This window comes from Enterocloster sp. 210928-DFI.2.20 (genome assembly GCF_020554465.1).
Lineage (GTDB): Bacteria > Bacillota > Clostridia > Lachnospirales > Lachnospiraceae > Enterocloster > Enterocloster bolteae.
In genome coordinates, this window is sequence record NZ_JAJCHK010000003.1 from 27,364 (window position 1) to 46,373 (window position 19,010).

At 48.4% G+C, this 19,010-nt stretch carries 19 protein-coding genes and 1 tRNA gene; 6 read left to right on the forward strand and 14 right to left on the reverse strand.

Annotation, left to right across the window (positions count from 1 at the left end):
- Window positions 1-36 precede the first annotated feature (36 nt).
- Window positions 37-798, forward strand: a complete 762-nt coding sequence (locus tag LI015_RS04605) for an MBL fold metallo-hydrolase (RefSeq protein WP_002573384.1) — start codon at window positions 37-39, stop codon at window positions 796-798.
- A gap of 171 nt (window positions 799-969) precedes the next feature.
- Here LI015_RS04605 and LI015_RS04610 read toward each other — a convergent pair.
- Window positions 970-1,042: transfer RNA gene (locus LI015_RS04610), tRNA-Ala, on the reverse strand.
- 426 nt (window positions 1,043-1,468) lie between these two features.
- On the opposite strand from LI015_RS04610, the gene LI015_RS04615 reads away from it, so the two are divergent.
- A complete protein-coding gene (locus LI015_RS04615; protein WP_002564638.1) occupies window positions 1,469-1,759 on the forward strand; it encodes a hypothetical protein in 291 nt (96 codons plus the stop codon).
- An 86-nt stretch (window positions 1,760-1,845) separates the two neighbouring features.
- On the opposite strand, the gene LI015_RS04620 is transcribed toward LI015_RS04615, so the two are convergent.
- The 5 genes from LI015_RS04620 to LI015_RS04640 form a co-directional block, all read right to left on the reverse strand.
- A complete protein-coding gene (locus LI015_RS04620) occupies window positions 1,846-2,541 on the reverse strand; it encodes a cell wall hydrolase (RefSeq protein WP_002572479.1) in 696 nt (231 codons plus the stop codon).
- A 153-nt stretch (window positions 2,542-2,694) separates the two neighbouring features.
- On the reverse strand, window positions 2,695-3,489 hold the full coding sequence (locus LI015_RS04625) for an HD domain-containing protein (protein WP_227124239.1): 795 nt from the start codon (window positions 3,487-3,489) through the stop codon (window positions 2,695-2,697).
- Window positions 3,479-4,507 carry a DNA polymerase beta superfamily protein gene (locus LI015_RS04630; protein WP_002564641.1) on the reverse strand — a complete coding sequence of 343 codons (1,029 nt, stop codon included), beginning with the start codon at window positions 4,505-4,507 and terminating at the stop codon, window positions 3,479-3,481. The genes LI015_RS04625 and LI015_RS04630 overlap by 11 nt, the downstream gene beginning before the upstream one ends.
- Before the next feature lie 128 nt (window positions 4,508-4,635).
- Complete coding sequence (locus tag LI015_RS04635) at window positions 4,636-4,860, reverse strand: hypothetical protein (protein ID WP_002564642.1); 225 nt, start codon at window positions 4,858-4,860, stop codon at window positions 4,636-4,638.
- Window positions 4,861-5,010: 150 nt separating this feature from the next.
- Window positions 5,011-5,274, reverse strand: a complete 264-nt coding sequence (locus LI015_RS04640) for a hypothetical protein (protein WP_002564643.1) — start codon at window positions 5,272-5,274, stop codon at window positions 5,011-5,013.
- A gap of 262 nt (window positions 5,275-5,536) precedes the next feature.
- Here LI015_RS04640 and LI015_RS04645 point away from each other — a divergent pair, with 262 nt between their 5' ends.
- Window positions 5,537-6,196 (forward strand): DUF3298 and DUF4163 domain-containing protein, encoded by a 660-nt coding sequence (locus tag LI015_RS04645; RefSeq protein WP_227124240.1) that lies wholly within the window; start codon window positions 5,537-5,539, stop codon window positions 6,194-6,196.
- A gap of 183 nt (window positions 6,197-6,379) precedes the next feature.
- Here the strand turns inward: LI015_RS04645 and LI015_RS04650 are convergent, their stop codons facing one another.
- The 5 genes from LI015_RS04650 to LI015_RS04670 form a co-directional block, all read right to left on the reverse strand.
- Window positions 6,380-6,664 (reverse strand): DUF1653 domain-containing protein, encoded by a 285-nt coding sequence (locus LI015_RS04650; RefSeq protein ID WP_227124241.1) that lies wholly within the window; start codon window positions 6,662-6,664, stop codon window positions 6,380-6,382.
- 80 nt (window positions 6,665-6,744) lie between these two features.
- On the reverse strand, window positions 6,745-7,089 hold the full coding sequence (locus LI015_RS04655) for an MmcQ/YjbR family DNA-binding protein (RefSeq protein WP_227124242.1): 345 nt from the start codon (window positions 7,087-7,089) through the stop codon (window positions 6,745-6,747).
- Between the two features lie 286 nt (window positions 7,090-7,375).
- Window positions 7,376-8,539 (reverse strand): SAM-dependent methyltransferase, encoded by a 1,164-nt coding sequence (locus LI015_RS04660; protein WP_002564647.1) that lies wholly within the window; start codon window positions 8,537-8,539, stop codon window positions 7,376-7,378.
- Window positions 8,540-8,695: 156 nt separating this feature from the next.
- Window positions 8,696-12,232: a pyruvate:ferredoxin (flavodoxin) oxidoreductase gene (gene nifJ, locus LI015_RS04665; RefSeq protein WP_002564648.1), complete on the reverse strand. Its 3,537-nt coding sequence runs from the start codon at window positions 12,230-12,232 to the stop codon at window positions 8,696-8,698.
- A 250-nt stretch (window positions 12,233-12,482) separates the two neighbouring features.
- The gene (locus LI015_RS04670) at window positions 12,483-14,312 is read right to left on the reverse strand and encodes a VanW family protein (protein ID WP_119204584.1); all 1,830 of its coding nucleotides are present in this window, start codon (window positions 14,310-14,312) and stop codon (window positions 12,483-12,485) included.
- Window positions 14,313-14,527: 215 nt separating this feature from the next.
- On the opposite strand from LI015_RS04670, the gene LI015_RS04675 reads away from it, so the two are divergent.
- Both LI015_RS04675 and LI015_RS04680 read left to right on the forward strand, forming a co-directional pair.
- The gene (locus tag LI015_RS04675) at window positions 14,528-15,367 is read left to right on the forward strand and encodes a PHP domain-containing protein (protein ID WP_002564650.1); all 840 of its coding nucleotides are present in this window, start codon (window positions 14,528-14,530) and stop codon (window positions 15,365-15,367) included.
- Between the two features lie 126 nt (window positions 15,368-15,493).
- Window positions 15,494-15,730 carry a hypothetical protein gene (locus LI015_RS04680; protein WP_002564651.1) on the forward strand — a complete coding sequence of 79 codons (237 nt, stop codon included), beginning with the start codon at window positions 15,494-15,496 and terminating at the stop codon, window positions 15,728-15,730.
- A 167-nt stretch (window positions 15,731-15,897) separates the two neighbouring features.
- Here LI015_RS04680 and LI015_RS04685 read toward each other — a convergent pair whose 3' ends face one another.
- Together LI015_RS04685 and LI015_RS04690 are read right to left on the reverse strand one after the other, a co-directional pair.
- Window positions 15,898-17,091: an AI-2E family transporter gene (locus LI015_RS04685; RefSeq protein ID WP_117627431.1), complete on the reverse strand. Its 1,194-nt coding sequence runs from the start codon at window positions 17,089-17,091 to the stop codon at window positions 15,898-15,900.
- Window positions 17,092-17,102: 11 nt separating this feature from the next.
- Window positions 17,103-18,275, reverse strand: a complete 1,173-nt coding sequence (locus tag LI015_RS04690; RefSeq protein ID WP_227124243.1) for an alanyl-tRNA editing protein — start codon at window positions 18,273-18,275, stop codon at window positions 17,103-17,105.
- A 213-nt stretch (window positions 18,276-18,488) separates the two neighbouring features.
- Here LI015_RS04690 and LI015_RS04695 point away from each other — a divergent pair, with 213 nt between their 5' ends.
- The gene (locus tag LI015_RS04695) at window positions 18,489-18,746 is read left to right on the forward strand and encodes a hypothetical protein (protein ID WP_007036402.1); all 258 of its coding nucleotides are present in this window, start codon (window positions 18,489-18,491) and stop codon (window positions 18,744-18,746) included.
- An 89-nt stretch (window positions 18,747-18,835) separates the two neighbouring features.
- Here LI015_RS04695 and LI015_RS04700 read toward each other — a convergent pair whose 3' ends face one another.
- On the reverse strand, window positions 18,836-18,988 hold the full coding sequence (locus tag LI015_RS04700) for a hypothetical protein (RefSeq protein WP_002564654.1): 153 nt from the start codon (window positions 18,986-18,988) through the stop codon (window positions 18,836-18,838).
- Window positions 18,989-19,010: the final 22 nt, after the last annotated feature.

Here is a 19,010-nt window from a genome sequence, read left to right on the forward strand (position 1 = left end):
AATGAAGCAAACCGGCAAAGCGGAGGATATAAAACAATGGACAACTGGTTTACAATAGATAAAACAGACTCAAATACCTACATTATCAGTGAATACCGGCATTGGGAGGAAACGCACTGCTATTTGCTGAACGGAAGGGAACGAAGCTTGCTTATTGACACAGGACTTGGTATTTCAAACATATTTGATGAGGTCGTAAAACTCACGGACAAGCCCATTACGGCAGTTGCAACGCATATTCATTGGGATCATATTGGAGGACACAAATATTTTCCGGATTTTTACGCTCATGCTGAAGAATTGGACTGGCTGAATGGCAAGTTCCCTTTATCCATAGAAACAATTAAAGAGATGGTTGTTGACCGCTGCAATTTACCTGACGGCTTTGATGTAAACGATTATGAGTTTTTTCAGGGGGTGCCGTCAAAGGTTCTGACTGATCATGATATAATTGACCTTGGCGGGAGGCAGGTTGAAGTGTTTCATACGCCGGGACATTCACCGGGACATTTGTGTTTTTGGGAGAAAGATACAGGGTATTTATTTACAGGCGATTTGGTTTACAAGGATATACTCTTTGCCTATTATCCATCTACCGACCCGGAGGCATATCTTAATTCACTAAAAAAGCTTTCTTCCCTGCCGGTAAAGAAAGTATTTCCTGCCCATCATTCACTGGATATACAGCCGGAAATCTTATTTCGTATGCGAAAAGCATTTGAGCAGCTTGAAGCAGACGGAAAACTTCATCATGGCAGCGGCACATTTAACTATGGCGACTGGGGAGTATGGTTGTAAATCTCCCCCAGCCGTGATGTAACTTCCCATGCCAAATAATCAATGGTGCTGCCTCACAGAGCGCAAATCTATACATCTTCCCATAAACAACAAATGCGAATGGCCTAAGCCATTCGCAAGTTTCATAATTAGTATATACAGAAAAATCTCTATTCCATGTACTCTCTTCAATGGAGCATACGGGATTCGAACCCGTGACCTCCACACTGCCAGTGTGGCGCGCTCCCAGCTGCGCTAATGCCCCGACACTCGTAGATAATACCATAAATCCGCAGGAAAATCAAGTACTATTTTTCCAATTATTCATACTTATTGAAAATTCGTAAATAAAAACTCATCTTTCCCACGTTTAATCCTTAAGGAATTTTATTCTTAATTTAGCTCCTGCTCAAACTTTTGTCACAATTTCCATGTATACTCTTATCCATAACAAGGAATTACTCCTTTTGATATAGATTTCTCTCATACTTAGCCGGCATGGTTCCTTCATGCCGGCTCCTCTCATATTCAGACATTTGCCACTTATCTTTCACCTGAAACATCCAAAGAATACTGTTTTTTCCCTTTATCCCCTTATTAACGGCATTTTCACACATTTTCTCTGCCAGCATATTATACGTTAGAAGCCAGACAAGCTTCTATAAATAAATCTGGAAAGGATGTGTATTATATGGCTTATCCAAAAGTTCATATTGTCAACTCTACGAATTTCAGTGTGAAAGGGAAGGTGAAATATGCCTCTGCCTTTTGTTCTGATGATAACTATGAGATAGCTCCATGGGGGAGCTGGACCGCCGGCAGCCGAGGGGTCTGCCTTCTTACAGAAGTGTCGGCTACTGTCCACACCCCAGGCCAGGATGCCAAAGCAACTCCCTATGAATCTTCCGGGACATCCTACAGTCAATTTGCCGTACTGCAGACAGCTCCCGGAAAATTCACCATGACCCGTATTGTGACCTAAGTCAAATGCCGGCGCGGCCCACGCCGTGCCGGCCCCCAATTATCTGCTGTAAATACAAAGATGATGTTGTACTGTTTCTTCTGCCATCAATAACAATAACTGTGATATCTGGTCCTCAGATATTCTCCCCTGCCCTGTCTGCCTCCTGACTGCCAGACCACATTGCCCGGCAGGATGCTCCCATTTTCCAGAAGCCACTTTGCATTGGCCCAATTGCTTGCTGTGGGCTCGCGGTAATAATTTCCGTCTCTGGTGCAGGAGTACTGCCCCGGTGCAAATACCACGCCTTTGATGGTGTTGGGAAACCGGCCATGATTCACCCGGTTCAACACCACTGAGCCCACCAGAAGCTGCTCATCATCCGGACAGTTCTGCGCCTCTCCGCAGATTACATGAGCCAGAATATAAAGGTCCTCTTCTGAATAAGAAGGGCGCCGTATCTCAATGCCTGAGAGATATTTTGTTTCTATATATGCATGTCCTGCCTCTGTTGTTATCATGGACCAATCACCGTATTCACCCAAAACCTCAAAGGATGTGTTCAGAAATGCCTGGTCCAAAACCACTGCCCCTGTGCTGGGTTCCTTATAAATATTGATTCCATCCTGGTTAGCAAACTTAATTGTCTTATGGGCTGCCTCCTGAAGAGCGGTTTTGAATTCACCCGCCACACTCTTGGCGGCGAGTACCATATCTGTCCCGTTTTCCTCTGCCTGCACTGTCATGGGCACTGCCAGTGATAAGGTCAGAGCCATGGCCCCCAATATAACGATTCGTTTCATATTTACTCCTTAAAATGTTTGAACTGCTTGAGCCGGTTACTTGCCAACTGCCCATGGTAATGGTTCTCTATTATATTCTGTCCCAAAATTAGCAATCCAAACATATTTAAGGTAATGTATGGAAAAAAGGCCGCCACCATGTGACGGCCCGGCCTATTCGCGTATCAGCCACCGGCCTGCTTCCCGCAATAATATATCCCTTTTGTTCTCCATGACTCCTTCTACCACCTGGTCCGCCAGCTTAGACAGGGTGCTTCCAATGGAGCTTCCCGGTGTATAACCAATCTGTATCAAATCACTTCCATTAATATCCAAATCCTTAATGCGAAACTGCCCGGTCTGCTCCACCACCTCATCCAGAAGGGCTTCCAAACGGTGGATTCTGGCCAGCCGTTCTGCCAGACAGGCAGGATTCTGGCCGCTTACATCACACCGGCGTACCTCCAGCAGCCGCCGGAACTGTTTTTCTCCCAGACGGTCCAGCCATGTCCTGATGCTTCGTCTCTTTTCGTGAAGGTCAGAGTCGTGGTATCTTACCAGCTCTACCACCGTATCAATGGTTTCTTCATCGAATTTCAGCCGTTTCATTACCTGATTCGTAATCCTGGCGCTTACAGGGCCATGTCCATAGAAATGCCCTCTGCCGTCCTCATCCTCAGTATAGCATTCCGGTTTTCCGATATCATGAAACAGTATGGTCAATGCCACAACAGGATCATCTCCTGCCGCTCTGAGGGCCGCTGCGGTATGCTGCCACACATCGTAGACATGATAAGGATTATTCTGTTGAAACCCGCACATGGTCTTTAATTCGGGAACCACAGTAAACAGGATATGCTGCCAGTTGTCCATTTCCAGGTTCTGGCCTTGTGTAAACTCCCATCCTCTTAATTCCAATTCCTTTATAATGCAGGCCGCGGATATTGGTATATCATGATTACAATTCACCTTTTACCACCCTCTCATTTACACTGGCTGCAAAGTCATTGATCTTCCTGATATCCGGTTCTTCCGGCAGCGATGTATTCTTCCGGGCATAATCCAGACGCTTTTCATATTCATCTACCATCTCAAAAAATTCCGGAACAGGCTGCCGGTTCTCATCCAGATACCGGCCATTTCTGATATCCATAAGAAGGTCGTGTTCCTTTTCACGGTAAGTCACAATCTGTTCCTTTTCCAGAATATCCAGGCACATCATGTACAGGCGGATCAGATGCATCATATGCTTACCCAGTTTACCATGCTCTATGGCATTCTGGTTTCTCTTTCCCACCTTGGCATATGATTTTACAATGCTCTGCATCTCTGACCACAGGCATTTATAATCCCTGAGCGGATAATGCCTCAGGGTAATGTCCATAAATATCTCACTATCATATTCTTCCTTAAGAGCTTTTCCAATATACAGCTTAACACTGTCCCCAGGCATATAAAAATACCGGTTCTTCCAGTCAAAGGAAGCATGTTCTATGGTTTTCAGTATATGTCTCTCATTATCCGTCTGTTCCACAAGCCGGGCCGCCTTGTTATCCAGTCTGCGCAGCTGCTGGTTTGCATATCCTCCAAAGGAATAAACCGCTCTCTGGGATAAGAATAAGTGGGCATGGTCTAACAGCTCCCTGCCCACTGGTGCTATATGCAAATAATGGTCTTCTCTGCCGCCCAGCATTTCTATGGTATTTGGATTACAATTGGTCAGCAGTGGAATCAGCTTGCGGAATGCATAGATAGTGGTATCGGTGTGCGGATCCGTTACCTGCCCAAAATCCTCATGAATCAGAATTTCCCTCTTGCTGTTCAGGGCACATCCGCGAATATCCAGATCGCTGGTTTCCATGCTGGTTCCATAGGCATGGCTTCCTCCCAATGTCAATAGGATGATGTGATGGCCCAGGTGTTCATCCGTTCTTAAGAAATCATATTCACTGGACTGCAGCCTTTCTTTTATTTGTCCTAAGGTCATACAATACTCCTTTTTCAGTATCATTTATGCCATTATAGCAGGACTGGTGGATGAAAGCAAACCAATTAGGACCTGTTTGCAAAAGATATGTGCACACAGGTAAGAATTATTTAGAAATTTGATTATGGTTAAAAGCGAAACGAGTACCCGCACCGGCACCCAATCTCTCCTGTATTATAAAGCTCGCCCTTCAGGCGCTTTATATGAGCCTTTTTTCCACATAGCGGACATACAAAATCCGCCTCCCCATACCCACCGGTGCTCTGCAATGCCTGCAGGGATGCCCTTATGAAACAATATAAATTTTCAATGGTCATCTCCTGTTCTATGTTGATTCCGCAACACTCCTCCATTCGTATACCTCCTGCCTGTTTTATCATGATGCCGGGGATTTGCTTAACCCTCATTGGCTCCTGCGGCAGCTGCCGGCCTGCGGTGCCATGCCCTACGGCGCATTCACCTTCAAAATCCGCGCCTCAGTAATACCCTCTTTGAGAATACTGCTACGTAAATGCATGCTGTAATCCTGACGGCAGCGGCGCAGATTCCTTTGAAAAATCCAGGAAGGACACGCTGTAAAACCCGTTCTCTTCCCCGTCTGCGGCCTGGGCCTTATGCCAGATATCCAGCGCCTTCTGAACCGTTATTTCTATATCATGATAATAATAGAGGTTAGCGCTGGTATGGGTCACAACGTCCGCAATCAAAAGTCTGGCATCATGGTTCTCAAATAAAACTTCATTCAGATTGTCCTTTGTGATTTTCATGTGGCTGCCTCCTGTCATATATAGGTTTTTATAAGTTCCGGCCTGATAGACTCAACAGACTCTGTATAGTGAGTTTATCTTCTTGAATCCGCCAAAAAGAACATATGTTCTTTTATATATTATATGATATCACAAACATATGTTCGTGTCAAGACATAATACAGCACTCATCGCTTGCAGGAATGTCCCAGTTAAACCATGAATCAATCATACATGGCCAACCATGCACATATATTGTAAAAACATATCATAAGAGGCTTTTATGCAAACCATAACCCAGCATATTCTGACAGACCAGATGGATTACCAGGACACCGTTGTGCTTAACTGCCAGATTCGTTACCCACAATTGAACGCTTCCTGCAATCAGGAAGCGATACAGGCCATAAACAAATACTATGTCACACAGGCAAATGAAAAAGCAAGGTACTGCCGCAGCGTATTATATCCCCAGGCGGCCGAGGAGGCAAATTACAGCCGCGTCCGCAATGTTCCATTTTTTCCATATGAATTTAATATAAGCTATGTGGTGACATATAACCAGGACTGTATTTTCAGTCTTTTTTCGGAACAGTATACCTTTACAGGCGGAGCTCACGGATCCACCCTGCGGACATCTGAGACCTGGGATGCCCAATCCGGCAGAAAAATGACGCTCAGCGACTTTTATCAAAACAATCCGTCTTATATCCAGGATATCCAGAATTGGATACAGTTTGAGATTGCAGAGAGGCTGAAAGCCAATCCCGGTACCTATTTTGACAACTACCAGGAACTCCTGCGCAATTCCTTCCATCCGGAGAATTTTTATTTGACACCAGGCGGGATCGTCATTTACTACCAACAGTATGATATTGCCCCTTATTCCAGCGGCATACCGGAATTCCTGCTGCCCTTTGATGCAGACACTTCTAATGTATAACGAATCCCTCATCATCCAAATGGGAGTACCGCCATGATGACGATACCCCCATTTTTTGGTTTTCCCTGTATTTCCCTTATCTGCCTTTCTGACTCTCACAGGTCCCGCGTTCTCTGCCCCGCTGCGGCTGCATCTGACCCTATTTCATCAGCAGGCAAGGCTCCCGCTGAATCCGGCACCTCTCTAACTGCTCACAGCTTCAAATCTCATACGCTGTCTGATTTCCGGATACTTTGCCCTGTCCACCTCAGAAAAAAACATTTCAGCCGGCCTGGCAAAGGTTCCAAACTCCCCGTACAGCGCCTGATAGATGACCAGGAGCTCTCCTGTCTCCGTATGATGGGCCATGTCCCTGACCACATAGAGATATCGGTTCGTCTTTTTTTCCTCTGCCGATAATGTTTCCCTCTTAAAATGTCTGACAATTGTGCCAGGTCCGATTCCCGTGTGTTCATTCTGTCTGTTCATCCTTATTCCCCTGTCCTGTATTATTTTGTTCTCCCTTTGGATTAAATACCATACCGGAAGCTGCCCGTTCATGCAAGGACTTATCTCTTTTTACTGCAATCTCCTGTCAAATCATAGCTTTCACCTATCATCCGTTTGATATCCTCATCCGGGACACTCCCATCCAAAACCACCGTATTCCAGTGCTTTTTATTCAAATGATACCCTGGCCGCACACCGGAATAGGCCTTGCGCCAAAATTCAATCCATTCAGGCGCGCATTTCAGATTAATGCAGACCTGTCCCTCCTGCCGGTATATCCAGGCAAATACCCGCTTATTGCCCCGGTGGCGTATGACAGTCCATTCATGGTCCCTGAAGGGATAGTCCTCATATACATCTTTATAGGTAAGACAATATGTAATTAAATCGCTCTTTGTCTCCATCCGCCCTCACTCCTTTATCAATCACACCATGGTTATATCCATTCTCCGCTTCATCCCCCAAAACAGACAGTTCCTCATGGAGCCAGCTTTATAATCCTAGATTATACCAGATTTAACTCCATAAAACCATCCCGTAAAACACAGTTCGGTTAATGTGCAGATAATGTTATGGAATCATGCCTGAGACAGCATCCGAAATAACGTTTGAAATAATACCTGCATAAAGCCATGGAGCGTGCCGGAGGACTGTTTCCTCCGTCTCCACGCTCCAGGCCGCATTTTTTGCTTAATACCACCGCACCATGGGCAGTTCATTGTTTACACCCTTGCTCACCAGTATCTGATGAAGGTCAATGACTCCATTGTGGAATGTTGCCGCGCAGGAGCACAAATACAAATCCCACATGCGGACAAATTCCTCGTCGAACATGTCCTTTATTTCCTTTTCATGTTCCTTGAAATTCTTTTCCCAGCACAGCAATGTCTTGTTGTAATGGTTTCTCAGGTTCTCCACATCCAAAATATGAAAGTCATGTTCCGCCATCAGGGATATGATTTCCCTGAGACTGGGGATGACCCCACCCGGAAATATATATTTCTTTATCCATGGATCCCCTGCGTGCTCCTTCTGGCTGCTGATAAAATGGAGCAGGAATACGCCGCCCGGATTCAGCACCTTGTCCACACAGTCCATAAACCTGCCGTAATTTTCCCTTCCCACATGCTCCACCATGCCCACGCTGACCACACGGTCAAATTTCATGCCGCTTTGGGGTAAATCCCTGTAGTCCATGAGCCGGACATCCAGCAGATGTTCCAGCCCTTCCTCTTCTATACGCTTTTTAAAGCCGTCATACTGCTCCGTACTGAGGGTAATGCCGGTTCCCCTGGCTCCGTATTCCCTGGCCGCCCTGATTAAGAGAAATCCCCATCCGCAGCCCACATCCAGAAGGCTCATGCCCTCTTCCAGCGCCAGCTTCTTCAGAATATAATCTGTTTTATTCACCTGGGCCTCATAGAGGGTATCATTTTCTGTCTTAAAATAACCGCAGGAGTAGTTCATGGTTTCGTCCAGCCAAAGCCTGTAAAAATCATTGCCGATATCGTAGTGGGAGGACACCTCCATCTTCTGGTTTTTTCTGGAATTAGAGGGATGAAGGAGCTTTCTCAGATGCAGGCGGTTGACGGAAAAACGGTCCATCTGCCCCAGGAAATGGTCCAGGGCCTCATACAGACTCCCCTCCACCTCCAGCTTGCCCTTCATATAGGCTTCTCCCAAGGCCAGGGAGGTGCTGTCCATCAGCTTCTTCACCGGTATGGTTTCCCTGATGTCAACAGCAAACATAGGGTTGCCGTGACCTACCCGGTCTTCGTGATCCTTCCATTTTACCAGAAAGGGATAATCGGTAAATCGGTTCAGAAATTGAACCATTGCCTTCTCTTCTAACATACTGGTATCACACATCCTTTCTTCCAGTATTATCCCCTTCTGGAAATAGAATATTCGCAGCACGGTCCAAACTGTTGCAAATACACACATAAAACCCCGGAGAGCCTAAGCCCTCCGGGGTCCATCATTTATAACATATTCAAATCTGACGTAAGATTAGTCGTTGCCGTACAGTGTAACCAGCTTCTCTAAGTAAGCGTAACGCTCCTTAGCCTCTGCCTCGTTACGTGCGAACAGCTCGGCTGCTCTCTCAGGATTCTTCATAGCCAGGGACATGTAACGAACCTCGCCCTTTAAGAAGTCCTGATAGGTCTCAAGCTTAGGAGCCTTGGAATCCAGGGAGAACTTCTTCTCAGCTGCCGGGTTGTAACGGAAGTTGTTCCAGTAACCGCACTCTACAGCCAGCTTCTCCTCTGTCTGAGCCTTGTCCATACCCTTCTTGATACCATGGTTGATACATGGAGCGTATGCAATAATCAGGGATGGTCCCGGATAAGCCTCTGCCTCTGCAATTGCCTTAACAGTCTGAGCCATATCAGCGCCCATACAAATCTGTGCAACATACACATAGCCATAGCTCATGGCAATGCTTGCAAGGTCTTTCTTCTTAACGTCCTTGCCGCCTGCAGCGAACTGTGCAACAGCACCTGTCTTGGTAGCCTTGGAGGACTGGCCGCCTGTATTGGAGTAAACCTCGGTATCGTATACCATGATGTTGATGTCCTTACCGGATGCCAGCACGTGGTCTACACCGCCGAAGCCGATATCGTAAGCCCATCCGTCACCGCCGAATACCCACTGTGACTTCTTAGCCAGGAAATCTTTATTCTTAACAATGTCTCTGCAGACATCGCAGTCAACGCCGTCCAGAACTGCAACCAGCTTATCGGTAGCAGTGCCGTTCAGAGCGCCGGTGCCAAATGTATCAAGCCACTCCTTGCAGGCTGCCTTCATCTCGTCAGTAGCCTTCTCGTTAGCCATTACGCTCTCAACCTTAGCCTTTAAGCCGTCTCTGATTGCGTTCTGAGCCAGCAGCATACCGTAACCAAACTCTGCATTATCCTCAAACAGGGAGTTGTCCCATGCAGGACCCTGTCCCTTGGCATTTACGGTGTAAGGTGTGGATGGTGAGGAGTTGCCCCAGATGGAGGAACATCCTGTTGCGTTGGCAATGTACATTCTGTCGCCAAACAGCTGGGTAATCAGTTTTGCATAAGGAGTCTCGCCGCATCCTGCGCAAGCGCCGGAGAATTCAAGCAGAGGCTGTCTGAACTGGCTGCCCTTAACGGTGTTCTCTTTGAACTTAGCCAGAACCTCTTCCTTAACAGGCAGGGACTGACCAAAGTCAAAGATAGCCTGCTCGCCAAGGTTAGCCTCAAGGCTTTCCATAACCAGAGCCTTGTTGCCCTTCATGCCTGGGCATACATTTGCACAGGAACCGCATCCGGTACAATCCAGAGCGGAAACAGAGATGGCAAACTTATAGCCAGCCATGCCTGTCATATCCTTCATCTTCATGTCTGCAGGTGCCTTTGCAGCCTCGTCAGCAGTCATGGCAACCGGACGGATAACAGCGTGAGGACATACATATGCACAGAAGTTACACTGGATACAGTTGTCCGGATTCCATACAGGAACCTTAACAGCGATACCGCGCTTCTCATATGCGGAGGAACCGGATGGTGTGGAACCATCTGCATACTCTGTAAATGCGGATACAGGCAGGGAGTTTCCTTCCTGAGCACTTACCTTTGTCTGGATATTGTTAACGAAGTCAACTACATCCTTTCTTCCCTGGGTTACAACTGCATAGTCAAGGCCTTCGTCTTCACAGTTCTTCCAGCTCTCCGGAACCTCTACCTTGTGCATGCCCTTAGCGCCTGCGTCGATAGCTGCCCAGTTCTTCTGAACAACGTCCTCTCCCTTACGGCCATAGGTTGCCTTTGCAGCAGCCTTCATTAACTCGTTTGCCTTCTCAGCAGGAATGATGCCGGTCAGCTCAAAGAATGCGGACTGAAGGATGGTGTTGATACGTGTTGGGCCCATGCCTGTCTCAATACCAATCTTTACACCGTCGATGGTGTAGAAGTTAATGTTGTGGTCAGCGATGAACTTCTTAACCTGTCCAGGAAGATGCTTCTCAAGTCCTTCCATATCCCATGGGCAGTTTAACAGGAATGTACCGCCATCAACCAGCTCCTGAACCATGTTGTACTTGCGTACATATGCAGGATTGTGGCAGGCAACGAAATTAGCTGTACGGATTAAATAGGTAGACTTGATTGGGCTGTGTCCGAAACGCAGGTGGGACATGGTAACGCCGCCTGATTTCTTGGAGTCATAATCAAAGTATGCCTGTGCATACATGTCTGTATTGTCACCGATGATCTTGATGGAGTTCTTGTTTGCACCAACTGTACCGTCAGCGCCCAGACCCCAGAACTTACAGTTTGTGGTTCCCTCAGGAGTGGTAACTAAAGGAGCGCCAATCTCTAAGGACAGGTTTGTAACGTCATCCACGATACCTACGGTAAATGGAGACTTGGTTGTATTCTCGTAAACTGCCACGATCTGAGCAGGTGTGGTATCCTTGGAACCTAAGCCGTAACGTCCGGTTAAAACCTTAACCTGGTCAAACTTGCTTCCCTTAAGGGCAGCAACAACATCCAGGTACAGAGGCTCGCCGATAGCGCCTGGCTCTTTTGTTCTGTCTAATACGGAGATAACCTTAACGGTATCAGGAATGGCGTCAATCAGGGCCTGTACGCAGAATGGCCTGTACAGACGAACCTTAACAACACCAACCTTCTGTCCCTGCTTCACCATGTAGTCGATGGTCTCTTCGATGGTGTCATTGACAGAGCCCATGGAGATGATGATGTGCTCAGCATCAGCAGCGCCGTAGTAGTTGAACAGCTTATAGTCAGTACCAATCTTGGCATTAACCTTGTCCATATATTCCTGAACAATTGCAGGAAGAGCGTCATAGTATGGGTTGCAGGCTTCTCTTGCCTGGAAGAAGATATCAGGGTTCTGAGCAGAGCCTCTCTGGCATGGATGATTTGGATTCAGTGCATGCTTGCGGAAAGCATCTACAGCGTCCATGTCAACCATTTCCTTAAGGTCCTCATAATCCCAGGTCTCAATCTTCTGAATCTCATGGGATGTACGGAAACCGTCGAAGAAGTTGATGAATGGAACCTTGCCCTTGATGGATGCCATATGTGCAACAACTGTCAGGTCCATTACTTCCTGTACACTGGACTCGCACAGCATAGCGCATCCGGTCTGACGGCATGCGTAAACGTCGGAATGGTCACCGAAAATAGATAATGCATGGCTAGCAAGAGCACGTGCGGATACGTTGAATACACCTGGAAGCTGCTCGCCCGCGATTTTATAAAGATTAGGGATCATCAGTAACAGACCCTGTGACGCTGTGTAGGTGGTGGTCAGAGCACCTGCTGCCAGAGAACCGTGTACAGCACCTGCTGCACCTGCCTCAGACTGCATCTCTGTAATCTGTACTTCACGACCGAAGATATTGGTTCTTCCGTCTGTTGCCCATTCGTCTGTGGCTTCAGCCATAGGTGAGGATGGGGTAATCGGATAGATAGCCGCTACATCAGTAAATGCGTATGACGCATGCGCTGCTGCATGGTTGCCATCCATGGTTTTCATTTTTCTTGCCATTTTGATTTCCTCCTACAAATAGTGAATATGTAATGGTATACATGTGAGTCTGCCCCGGACCCGGGCATGTACAAACATGCTTCGACCCTATGCAGACTGACCTGTCTACTATTATAGCAATTATTTAACAAATTGCAAATGCTTAATCGTAATTACGCCAAAAAATACAATGTCAATTTTTGAAAACATGAAAAGCGCCGCAAAAAAAGAGAAACCATTGATGCCGGTTTCTCTTTTCCTGTCTGCTTTTTTATTCTGGTTTCAGCGGTGCAATCACCGGATTATCTCCGCCAGGTCCGGCTGCCTCAGTCTCAGACGGCTGCGGGGCCTGGGTTGGATTCGGTGCCGCTGCAGGCGCTGTGGTGGGCGCTGCCGGCTGGGTCACTGTGCCGGGACCGCTCTCCGGGGAGCCGTTTCCGGAAGGCGTGATGATTGTCTCATCACCCGGAATATAGCCGTCCGGCATTCCGTCAATGGTTGGCGTTGTTGTCTCTGTGGAAAGGGTGGTCTCCTCAGGCGGCAGCACCACGCCCGTGGTGTTGCGGCGGATAACGGGGGCATGGCCTTTGTATGTGGTCTTATGGTCCTGTTCCCTGGAAACCTCTTTTCCGTCCTTATATAATACCTTGTAGGTGATCCATCTGCTTCCCTTGCTGCCGGCGCTCTTCTGAATCTCCACTCCCGGCTCAAGGGTCTGGTCCTCTTCATATGTAGGTGCCGGCGGATCCAGCTCCTCCACTTTCTCGGATACCAAATCCAGCTTTGTTCCCTCCTCCAGAATCGGAATACCGTAAATGGATACCGTCATCTTCTGGTCCGCGTAGCTGGCCTTGATGCCGATGGATGTGCTGGATGTGTTCTTGAAGCGGAAATCCGGCTGTTCCCAGCTCACCGTGGCGTCCTGGCCCGGTGTGATATAGTTGGGCTCAAAGGTGTGGGAGCGCCTGAAGGTAATGCTCTCCTCTCCCAGTCCGGACCTGTATACTGCGTTGTACAGGGTGGTGGATACCTGGCATACACCTCCGCCAATCTCCTGCACCACCTCTCCGTTGTTATAGGCGGCTGCTCCCTGGTAGCCCTTTGCCTCTGTCCTCTGTCCCACGGCTGCGTTAAAGGAGAATTCCTCTCCCGGATGCACCACGGTTCCGTTCAGAGCCTCTGAAGCCAGCCTGATATTGGTATTTCGGGCCTTGTTGGCTGTTGTCTTTGTGGTGAAGGTGCTGATGGTCTTATATTTTTCCTTGGCAGCGGCAGCGCTGATATCCGGGGCTGTCTCACTTCCCGTGGCTGTGATGGAAGCGTCAAACTTCTTATCTTTCAGGGCCTTTAATATGTCTGCTGCCAGCTTTTCCTGGTCAATGGCAAACCCACTCTCTTCCCCGGCGAACACAAAGGCGCCCTTTTCCTTGTCATAGCTGTCGATGGAACCGTTTTTGGCCTTTTTATTCCATTTGGCCGCGCAGTTTTCCGCCTCCCCCGCAGCTGCCTCTTCCAGTCCGTCCATGTTCAGTGTGTAACTCTCAGCCGGTTCCCCGCTGTAGATTTCATCCAGCAGCGCGTCTACCTTTTCCGCCGCAAGATTCGTCACATTATATGTATCTCCGTCATAGGTAACTGTCATATCCCAGGGATATTCCTTAAGAATTGCATTCCTGGCCTGGTTTTTGGACATGCCGGTGATGGTAATCCCATCCACCTTGACTTCCTTCATCATCTCTGTCTCGGTTGTCTCTTCCACAGAATGATCCGGTTCGCTTCCACCGGCTCCTTTCCATTTCATGGCCAGCGATATGCCGGCTATGAGGATAATAAGAATAACTCCGGCTATGGCAATCTTTTTATAATCCGGCCCCTTCTTTCTCCTGTGAGGGCTGTTGCGCCTGGCTGTCTGGGCCGCGTTCATCCTGCCGGCCTGTCCGCCGGAACGATAGGAATAAGAACTTCTTGAACCGCTGCCTGACGAACTGCTTCTGCCTGTATTCCTGGACGTTCCCCGTCCCGTGCCTTTATCTGAACCCCTGCCGCGGCTTCTGCCTGCTGAGGAACTTCTTCTGTTCTGATTATTCTCTAACTGATTCATTCTATTCACCTGTCATCTCTGCCTATGGATTTATTCACAAGTTGTAGTATAACATACTTTATGTAAAATGGAACCGTCTTTTTTGTTTTTTTCAGGCCAATTTTACTTATTGTGAATTTCATGTTACTATATATAAAGTAAGTATTATTAAATTATTAAAAATCAATTACAAGCCTTTTCAAGGTCTTTACATCTTACGATTCGGAGGTCACATCATGTCTTACGTTGATTTACATGTCCACTCAAATGCATCCGACGGCACCCTGTCACCTGAGCAGGTGGTCCGCCTGGCCCATGAGGCCGGACTTTCAGCCATCGCCCTTACGGACCACGATACCACGGCCGGCGTTGCCGGCGCCGCGGAGGCCGGGGCAGAACTGGGGCTGGAGGTGGTGCCCGGCATCGAGGTATCCAGCAGTTTCAGGGACCACGAAATCCATATACTGGGACTTTTCGTGGACACTGATTCGCCCTCCCTTCAGGCTGCGTTAAAGGAATTCCGCCATCACAGAGACCAGCGCAACCAGGAGATGCTGGGGCGTTTTGATGCCCACGGCATCCACCTGACCGCCGAAGATTTATGCGCCGGGAACCCTGATACGGTCATCACCAGGGCCCATGTGGCAAGAGCCCTTCTGGCAAAGGGTCTGGGGCCTGATTTGGACCATATTTTTAAGAAATATCTGCAATACGGAGGCACATACTGCCCGCCCAAGGAATTTTTGCCTCCCGAGGCGGTCATGGAAGCCCTCTTGGACAGCCATGCCTTTGTGGCCCTGGCCCATCCTTTCCAGTACAAGCTGGGGGATAAGGCCACGGAGGAGCTCATCGCCTATCTGGCAGGCCTGGGCATGAAAGGCCTGGAGGTATATCACTCCTCCCACAACCGCCTGGAAAGCGCCAAGCTCCAGGAAATGGCCGCGCGCCACCATCTGCTCTCCACAGGCGGTTCCGACTTTCATGGCAGCAATAAACCAGATATTTCCATAGGGACGGGCCGGGGCGGCCTGCGGGTCTCCTCCCTGCTGTTAGATGCGATAAAAAACACCCTTTAATCCCTGTATTTTTATGAAAATTCATAATTGCCCTTCCCCTGCCCTTCTGCTATAATCATATATGTTAAAAAATTAACCAGCCTTTTCCATTTCAGGAAAATGCATACAAACACAGGAGGATATGCCATGAAGATTCAGAATATCACAGACGTAGAAAAGTTTTTCTCTGTCATTGACCAGTGCAGGGGAACCGTGGAGCTTGTATCTCCGGAAGGCGACCGCATCAATCTGAAATCTAAATTAGCCCAGTATCTGTCTATGGCCACCATCTTCTCCAATGGATATATCAAGGAATTAGACCTGGTTGCTCATGAGAAGGAAGACATCGAGCGTTTAATCAAATATATGTATCAGGGAGAATAAGCCTAAGATAAAAGCCTGGAATAACAGCCGGGAATACAGACAAAGGCAAAGCCCGGAACCATCTGACAGGTTCCGGGCTTTTTTGGTATCTCTTTTTTATTATCTCTGTTTTGTTATCTCTGTTTTGTAGTATTCACCCAATGATTCTCTCGTATCATTTCCGGTCTTTACTCCTGCTGCCCCTGGTCCCCGTCTTTCTCACCAGCCGGTCCGCAGGCATCCTCACAGACAGCTGTTCCTCCGCCTTTCTTTCCCAGGCGGGTATTGACCCCGTCCCGTAAAAGGGCATACAGCACGGAACACAGCGGAATGAATATGAGCATTCCCACAATCCCCATCATGCTTCCGCCCACGGTCACGGCCACCAGCACCCATATGGAAGGAAGCCCCACCGAATTTCCCACCACATAAGGATATATGAGGTTTCCCTCTATCTGCTGCAGTACAAAGAAGGTAATCGTAAAAATCAGTGCATCCATAGGATTTACCATGAGCATCAAAAACACGCCCACTGCCAGTCCCACAAACGCTCCGAAAATAGGAATCAGGGCTGTAAATGCAATCAGCACCCCAATCAGCAGTGCATAGGGCAGACGTATAACGGTCAGTACCACAAAAAACATGGTTCCCAGAATCACGGCCTCCGCGCACTGTCCCGTGAGAAAATGGGAGAAGGTACGCTCTGTAAGGGCTGTGATATCCAGGATCCGCCCTACCGCCGGTTCCGGCAAAAATGCCTCCAGCACCTTCTTTATCTGCCGTCCCAGTGTCTCTTTCTGCAAAAGTATATAGATGGCAAAGATAAATCCAATGAGGAATGAGGATACGCCGCTGACAATGGAGACAGCTGCCGAGAAAGTGGTGTTAAGCATAGTTCCTGCTCCGCTCTTTAAAAACGCAACCATGTTCTGGAACACTTCCTGCCAGTTCACTTCCATCTGGTTCATATATTCCAATATCTGGGGATTACTGGCAAATATACGCTCCGCCTCATCGCGCACCCCTGCAAAGAATACCGGGATACTGCTTTGAAGATTCATAAAGGTCTTTACCAGCTGAGGCGCCACCACAAAGATGACCAGAAACAGACCGCCTGTAACCAGGAGGATGGTCACCACCAGGCTGACAGGCCGTCTCAGCCTGCTGCCCTCCCCAAACACGGTCAAATGCCTCTCGATATTGCGCATGGGCACGTTCAGTATGAACGCTATGGCTGCCCCCAGAATAAAGGGCCAGACAATATGCATCAATCCGGCCGCCACATCCACCAGACGTCTGTAATTGATTCCTGCAACCACAATTACCACGGTAAAAACGATAAGTCCTCTGATTTTTTTCATTGTATCGCTGTTTAATTCCATCGTACCATCCTTTATAGTTCTATCTCTTCCAGGAACGCTGCCTCAATGGCTTCCCGCGCTGCCCGGAAGGTGCCCTGGGCCATGAGGCTGCTGCCTCCGCCCCTTCCGCTCAGACGGCTGTTCATGGCTTTGCTGAGCGCGCGCATGTCCATCCGGCTGCTGCCAAGAGCATAGTGATATTCGCTGTCCCTGTCATTCCCGGAACACACAGCAGCCACCCCGGCCTTGTTCTGTTCATAGAGAAGGGTCGCATACTGGCGGACCTGAATCGGAGTTAAATCCTCCTCAAATACAATGAGGGGCTCTGTGCTCTCCGGGAACTGTCCCGCCTTCAGGGCCAGCAGGCTGCTGCCCAGCTTCCCAATCAGGTAATCCTTGTCCTGGCTGTCACTTTTAAGCTTTTCCACTGCATCCGGCACCTGGACGAGCTTGGCTGACAGCAGGTTGGATATCCTGGCTTCATCCTTCAGCCTGTCCCTGTAATCCAGAAGGGCCCTGCGTCCGCACAGCATGGACAGTCGAACGCCGCCCTTGTAATGAATCATGCTTCTTATCTTAATGATGCCCACTTCTCCGGTGTTTTCTACATGTGTGCCGCAGCATGCGCATACATCTGCGCCAGGCACCTCCACAATGCGCACCAAACCGGACAGTTCTTTCTTGCTTCTGTACTCCATGGTCCTGAGTTCATCCTCAGAGGGATAGAGCACCTTTACAGGGACATTGGCATAGACCAGCTGATTGGCCTCATCCTCCAGCCAATCCAGATCCTCCGGCTCAATGATGCCGTTAAAGTCCACCGTCACTTCCTCAGCCCCCATGTGAAAGCCCACGTTATCATATCCAAAGTGTTTGTGCACCAGACCGGACAGTATATGCTCCCCGGTGTGCAGCTGCATGTTGTCATACCGCCTCTGCCAGTCTATGATTCCCTCCGCCAGGGTCCCCTCCTCTATGGGCTGCGCCAGTTCATGGATTACCTGTTCCCCCTTCTCATGGACGGATACCACGGAAATCCCGTTTAAGGTTCCTGTATCATAGGGCTGTCCCCCTCCTTCAGGATAAAAACCGGTCTGGTTCAGAGTCACCAGCCAGGTTCCTTTCCCGCTCTCCTCACAGTGCTCCACTGTGCACATGAACGATTTTACATAAGGGATCTGGTAATATAATCTGCTTTTGTCCATTCTTAAAGCCTCTTTTCTTTTTCATCTGCCGGAGCGTATTCTTCCTTCTATTATCAGAAAACGTTCCGCGCAGTATCGTGTCTGCCGACATTATACTATATAACCCAGCCTTGTACCAACAAAAATTTTCTAAATTTTATCAAATTGTGGAAACATGAGCAAGCAGGGCTTCATATGATACAGTGTAATTAAACTTTATATGGAGGAATTAACATGAGTGATGTAGCAGCAACAAACTGCGGTTGTGACTGTGGATGCGGATGTGGAACAGGAGGCAGCGGATGCGGATGTAATATCATCTGGCTTATCCTGATTCTGTGCTGCTGTGGAGGCGGCGGTGGCTTCGGACATAGCGACTGCGGTGGCGGTTGTGGCTGTGGGTGCAGCTGTGGAGGCGGATGCGGAGATATGATTTGGCTCATCTTAATCCTGTGCTGCTGTGGCGGCGGTGGCGGTGGCTTCTGCTGCTAATTCCCACCTCTAAGAAATCCTTCACCAAAGAATCAAAGGAACAGGGAGTGCTTCATCACTCCCTGTTTTTTCTTGCAGGGAAGCCGGGCTTATTTGCCGGCCTCACCTGTCTCTCCGGATGAAAAAGCACTTTTCGTCCCCCGGTTCTTACCTCCATACCCCTTTCTTCCCTGTCTCTGCTTTAAGCATTCCTCATCTATTTCATATACTGCATTTCCATCTATAATCAAACGGCTGTACATGGATTTCACTCTCCTTCCATAC

What these genes read in the sequence shown, in the direction of transcription:
- LI015_RS04605 (WP_002573384.1), top strand. Translation starts at nt 37, where the DNA reads ATGGACAACTGGTTTACAATAGATAAAACAGACTCAAATACCTACATT.
- LI015_RS04615 (WP_002564638.1), top strand. Translation starts at nt 1,469, where the DNA reads ATGGCTTATCCAAAAGTTCATATTGTCAACTCTACGAATTTCAGTGTG.
- LI015_RS04620 (WP_002572479.1), bottom strand. Translation starts at nt 2,541, where the DNA reads ATGAAACGAATCGTTATATTGGGGGCCATGGCTCTGACCTTATCACTG.
- LI015_RS04630 (WP_002564641.1), bottom strand. Translation starts at nt 4,507, where the DNA reads ATGACCTTAGGACAAATAAAAGAAAGGCTGCAGTCCAGTGAATATGAT.
- LI015_RS04635 (WP_002564642.1), bottom strand. Translation starts at nt 4,860, where the DNA reads ATGGAGGAGTGTTGCGGAATCAACATAGAACAGGAGATGACCATTGAA.
- LI015_RS04640 (WP_002564643.1), bottom strand. Translation starts at nt 5,274, where the DNA reads ATGAAAATCACAAAGGACAATCTGAATGAAGTTTTATTTGAGAACCAT.
- LI015_RS04645 (WP_227124240.1), top strand. Translation starts at nt 5,537, where the DNA reads ATGCAAACCATAACCCAGCATATTCTGACAGACCAGATGGATTACCAG.
- LI015_RS04650 (WP_227124241.1), bottom strand. Translation starts at nt 6,664, where the DNA reads ATGAACAGACAGAATGAACACACGGGAATCGGACCTGGCACAATTGTC.
- LI015_RS04655 (WP_227124242.1), bottom strand. Translation starts at nt 7,089, where the DNA reads ATGGAGACAAAGAGCGATTTAATTACATATTGTCTTACCTATAAAGAT.
- LI015_RS04660 (WP_002564647.1), bottom strand. Translation starts at nt 8,539, where the DNA reads ATGTTAGAAGAGAAGGCAATGGTTCAATTTCTGAACCGATTTACCGAT.
- nifJ (WP_002564648.1), bottom strand. Translation starts at nt 12,232, where the DNA reads ATGGCAAGAAAAATGAAAACCATGGATGGCAACCATGCAGCAGCGCAT.
- LI015_RS04670 (WP_119204584.1), bottom strand. Translation starts at nt 14,312, where the DNA reads ATGAATCAGTTAGAGAATAATCAGAACAGAAGAAGTTCCTCAGCAGGC.
- LI015_RS04675 (WP_002564650.1), top strand. Translation starts at nt 14,528, where the DNA reads ATGTCTTACGTTGATTTACATGTCCACTCAAATGCATCCGACGGCACC.
- LI015_RS04680 (WP_002564651.1), top strand. Translation starts at nt 15,494, where the DNA reads ATGAAGATTCAGAATATCACAGACGTAGAAAAGTTTTTCTCTGTCATT.
- LI015_RS04685 (WP_117627431.1), bottom strand. Translation starts at nt 17,091, where the DNA reads ATGGAATTAAACAGCGATACAATGAAAAAAATCAGAGGACTTATCGTT.
- LI015_RS04690 (WP_227124243.1), bottom strand. Translation starts at nt 18,275, where the DNA reads ATGGACAAAAGCAGATTATATTACCAGATCCCTTATGTAAAATCGTTC.
- LI015_RS04695 (WP_007036402.1), top strand. Translation starts at nt 18,489, where the DNA reads ATGAGTGATGTAGCAGCAACAAACTGCGGTTGTGACTGTGGATGCGGA.
- LI015_RS04700 (WP_002564654.1), bottom strand. Translation starts at nt 18,988, where the DNA reads ATGTACAGCCGTTTGATTATAGATGGAAATGCAGTATATGAAATAGAT.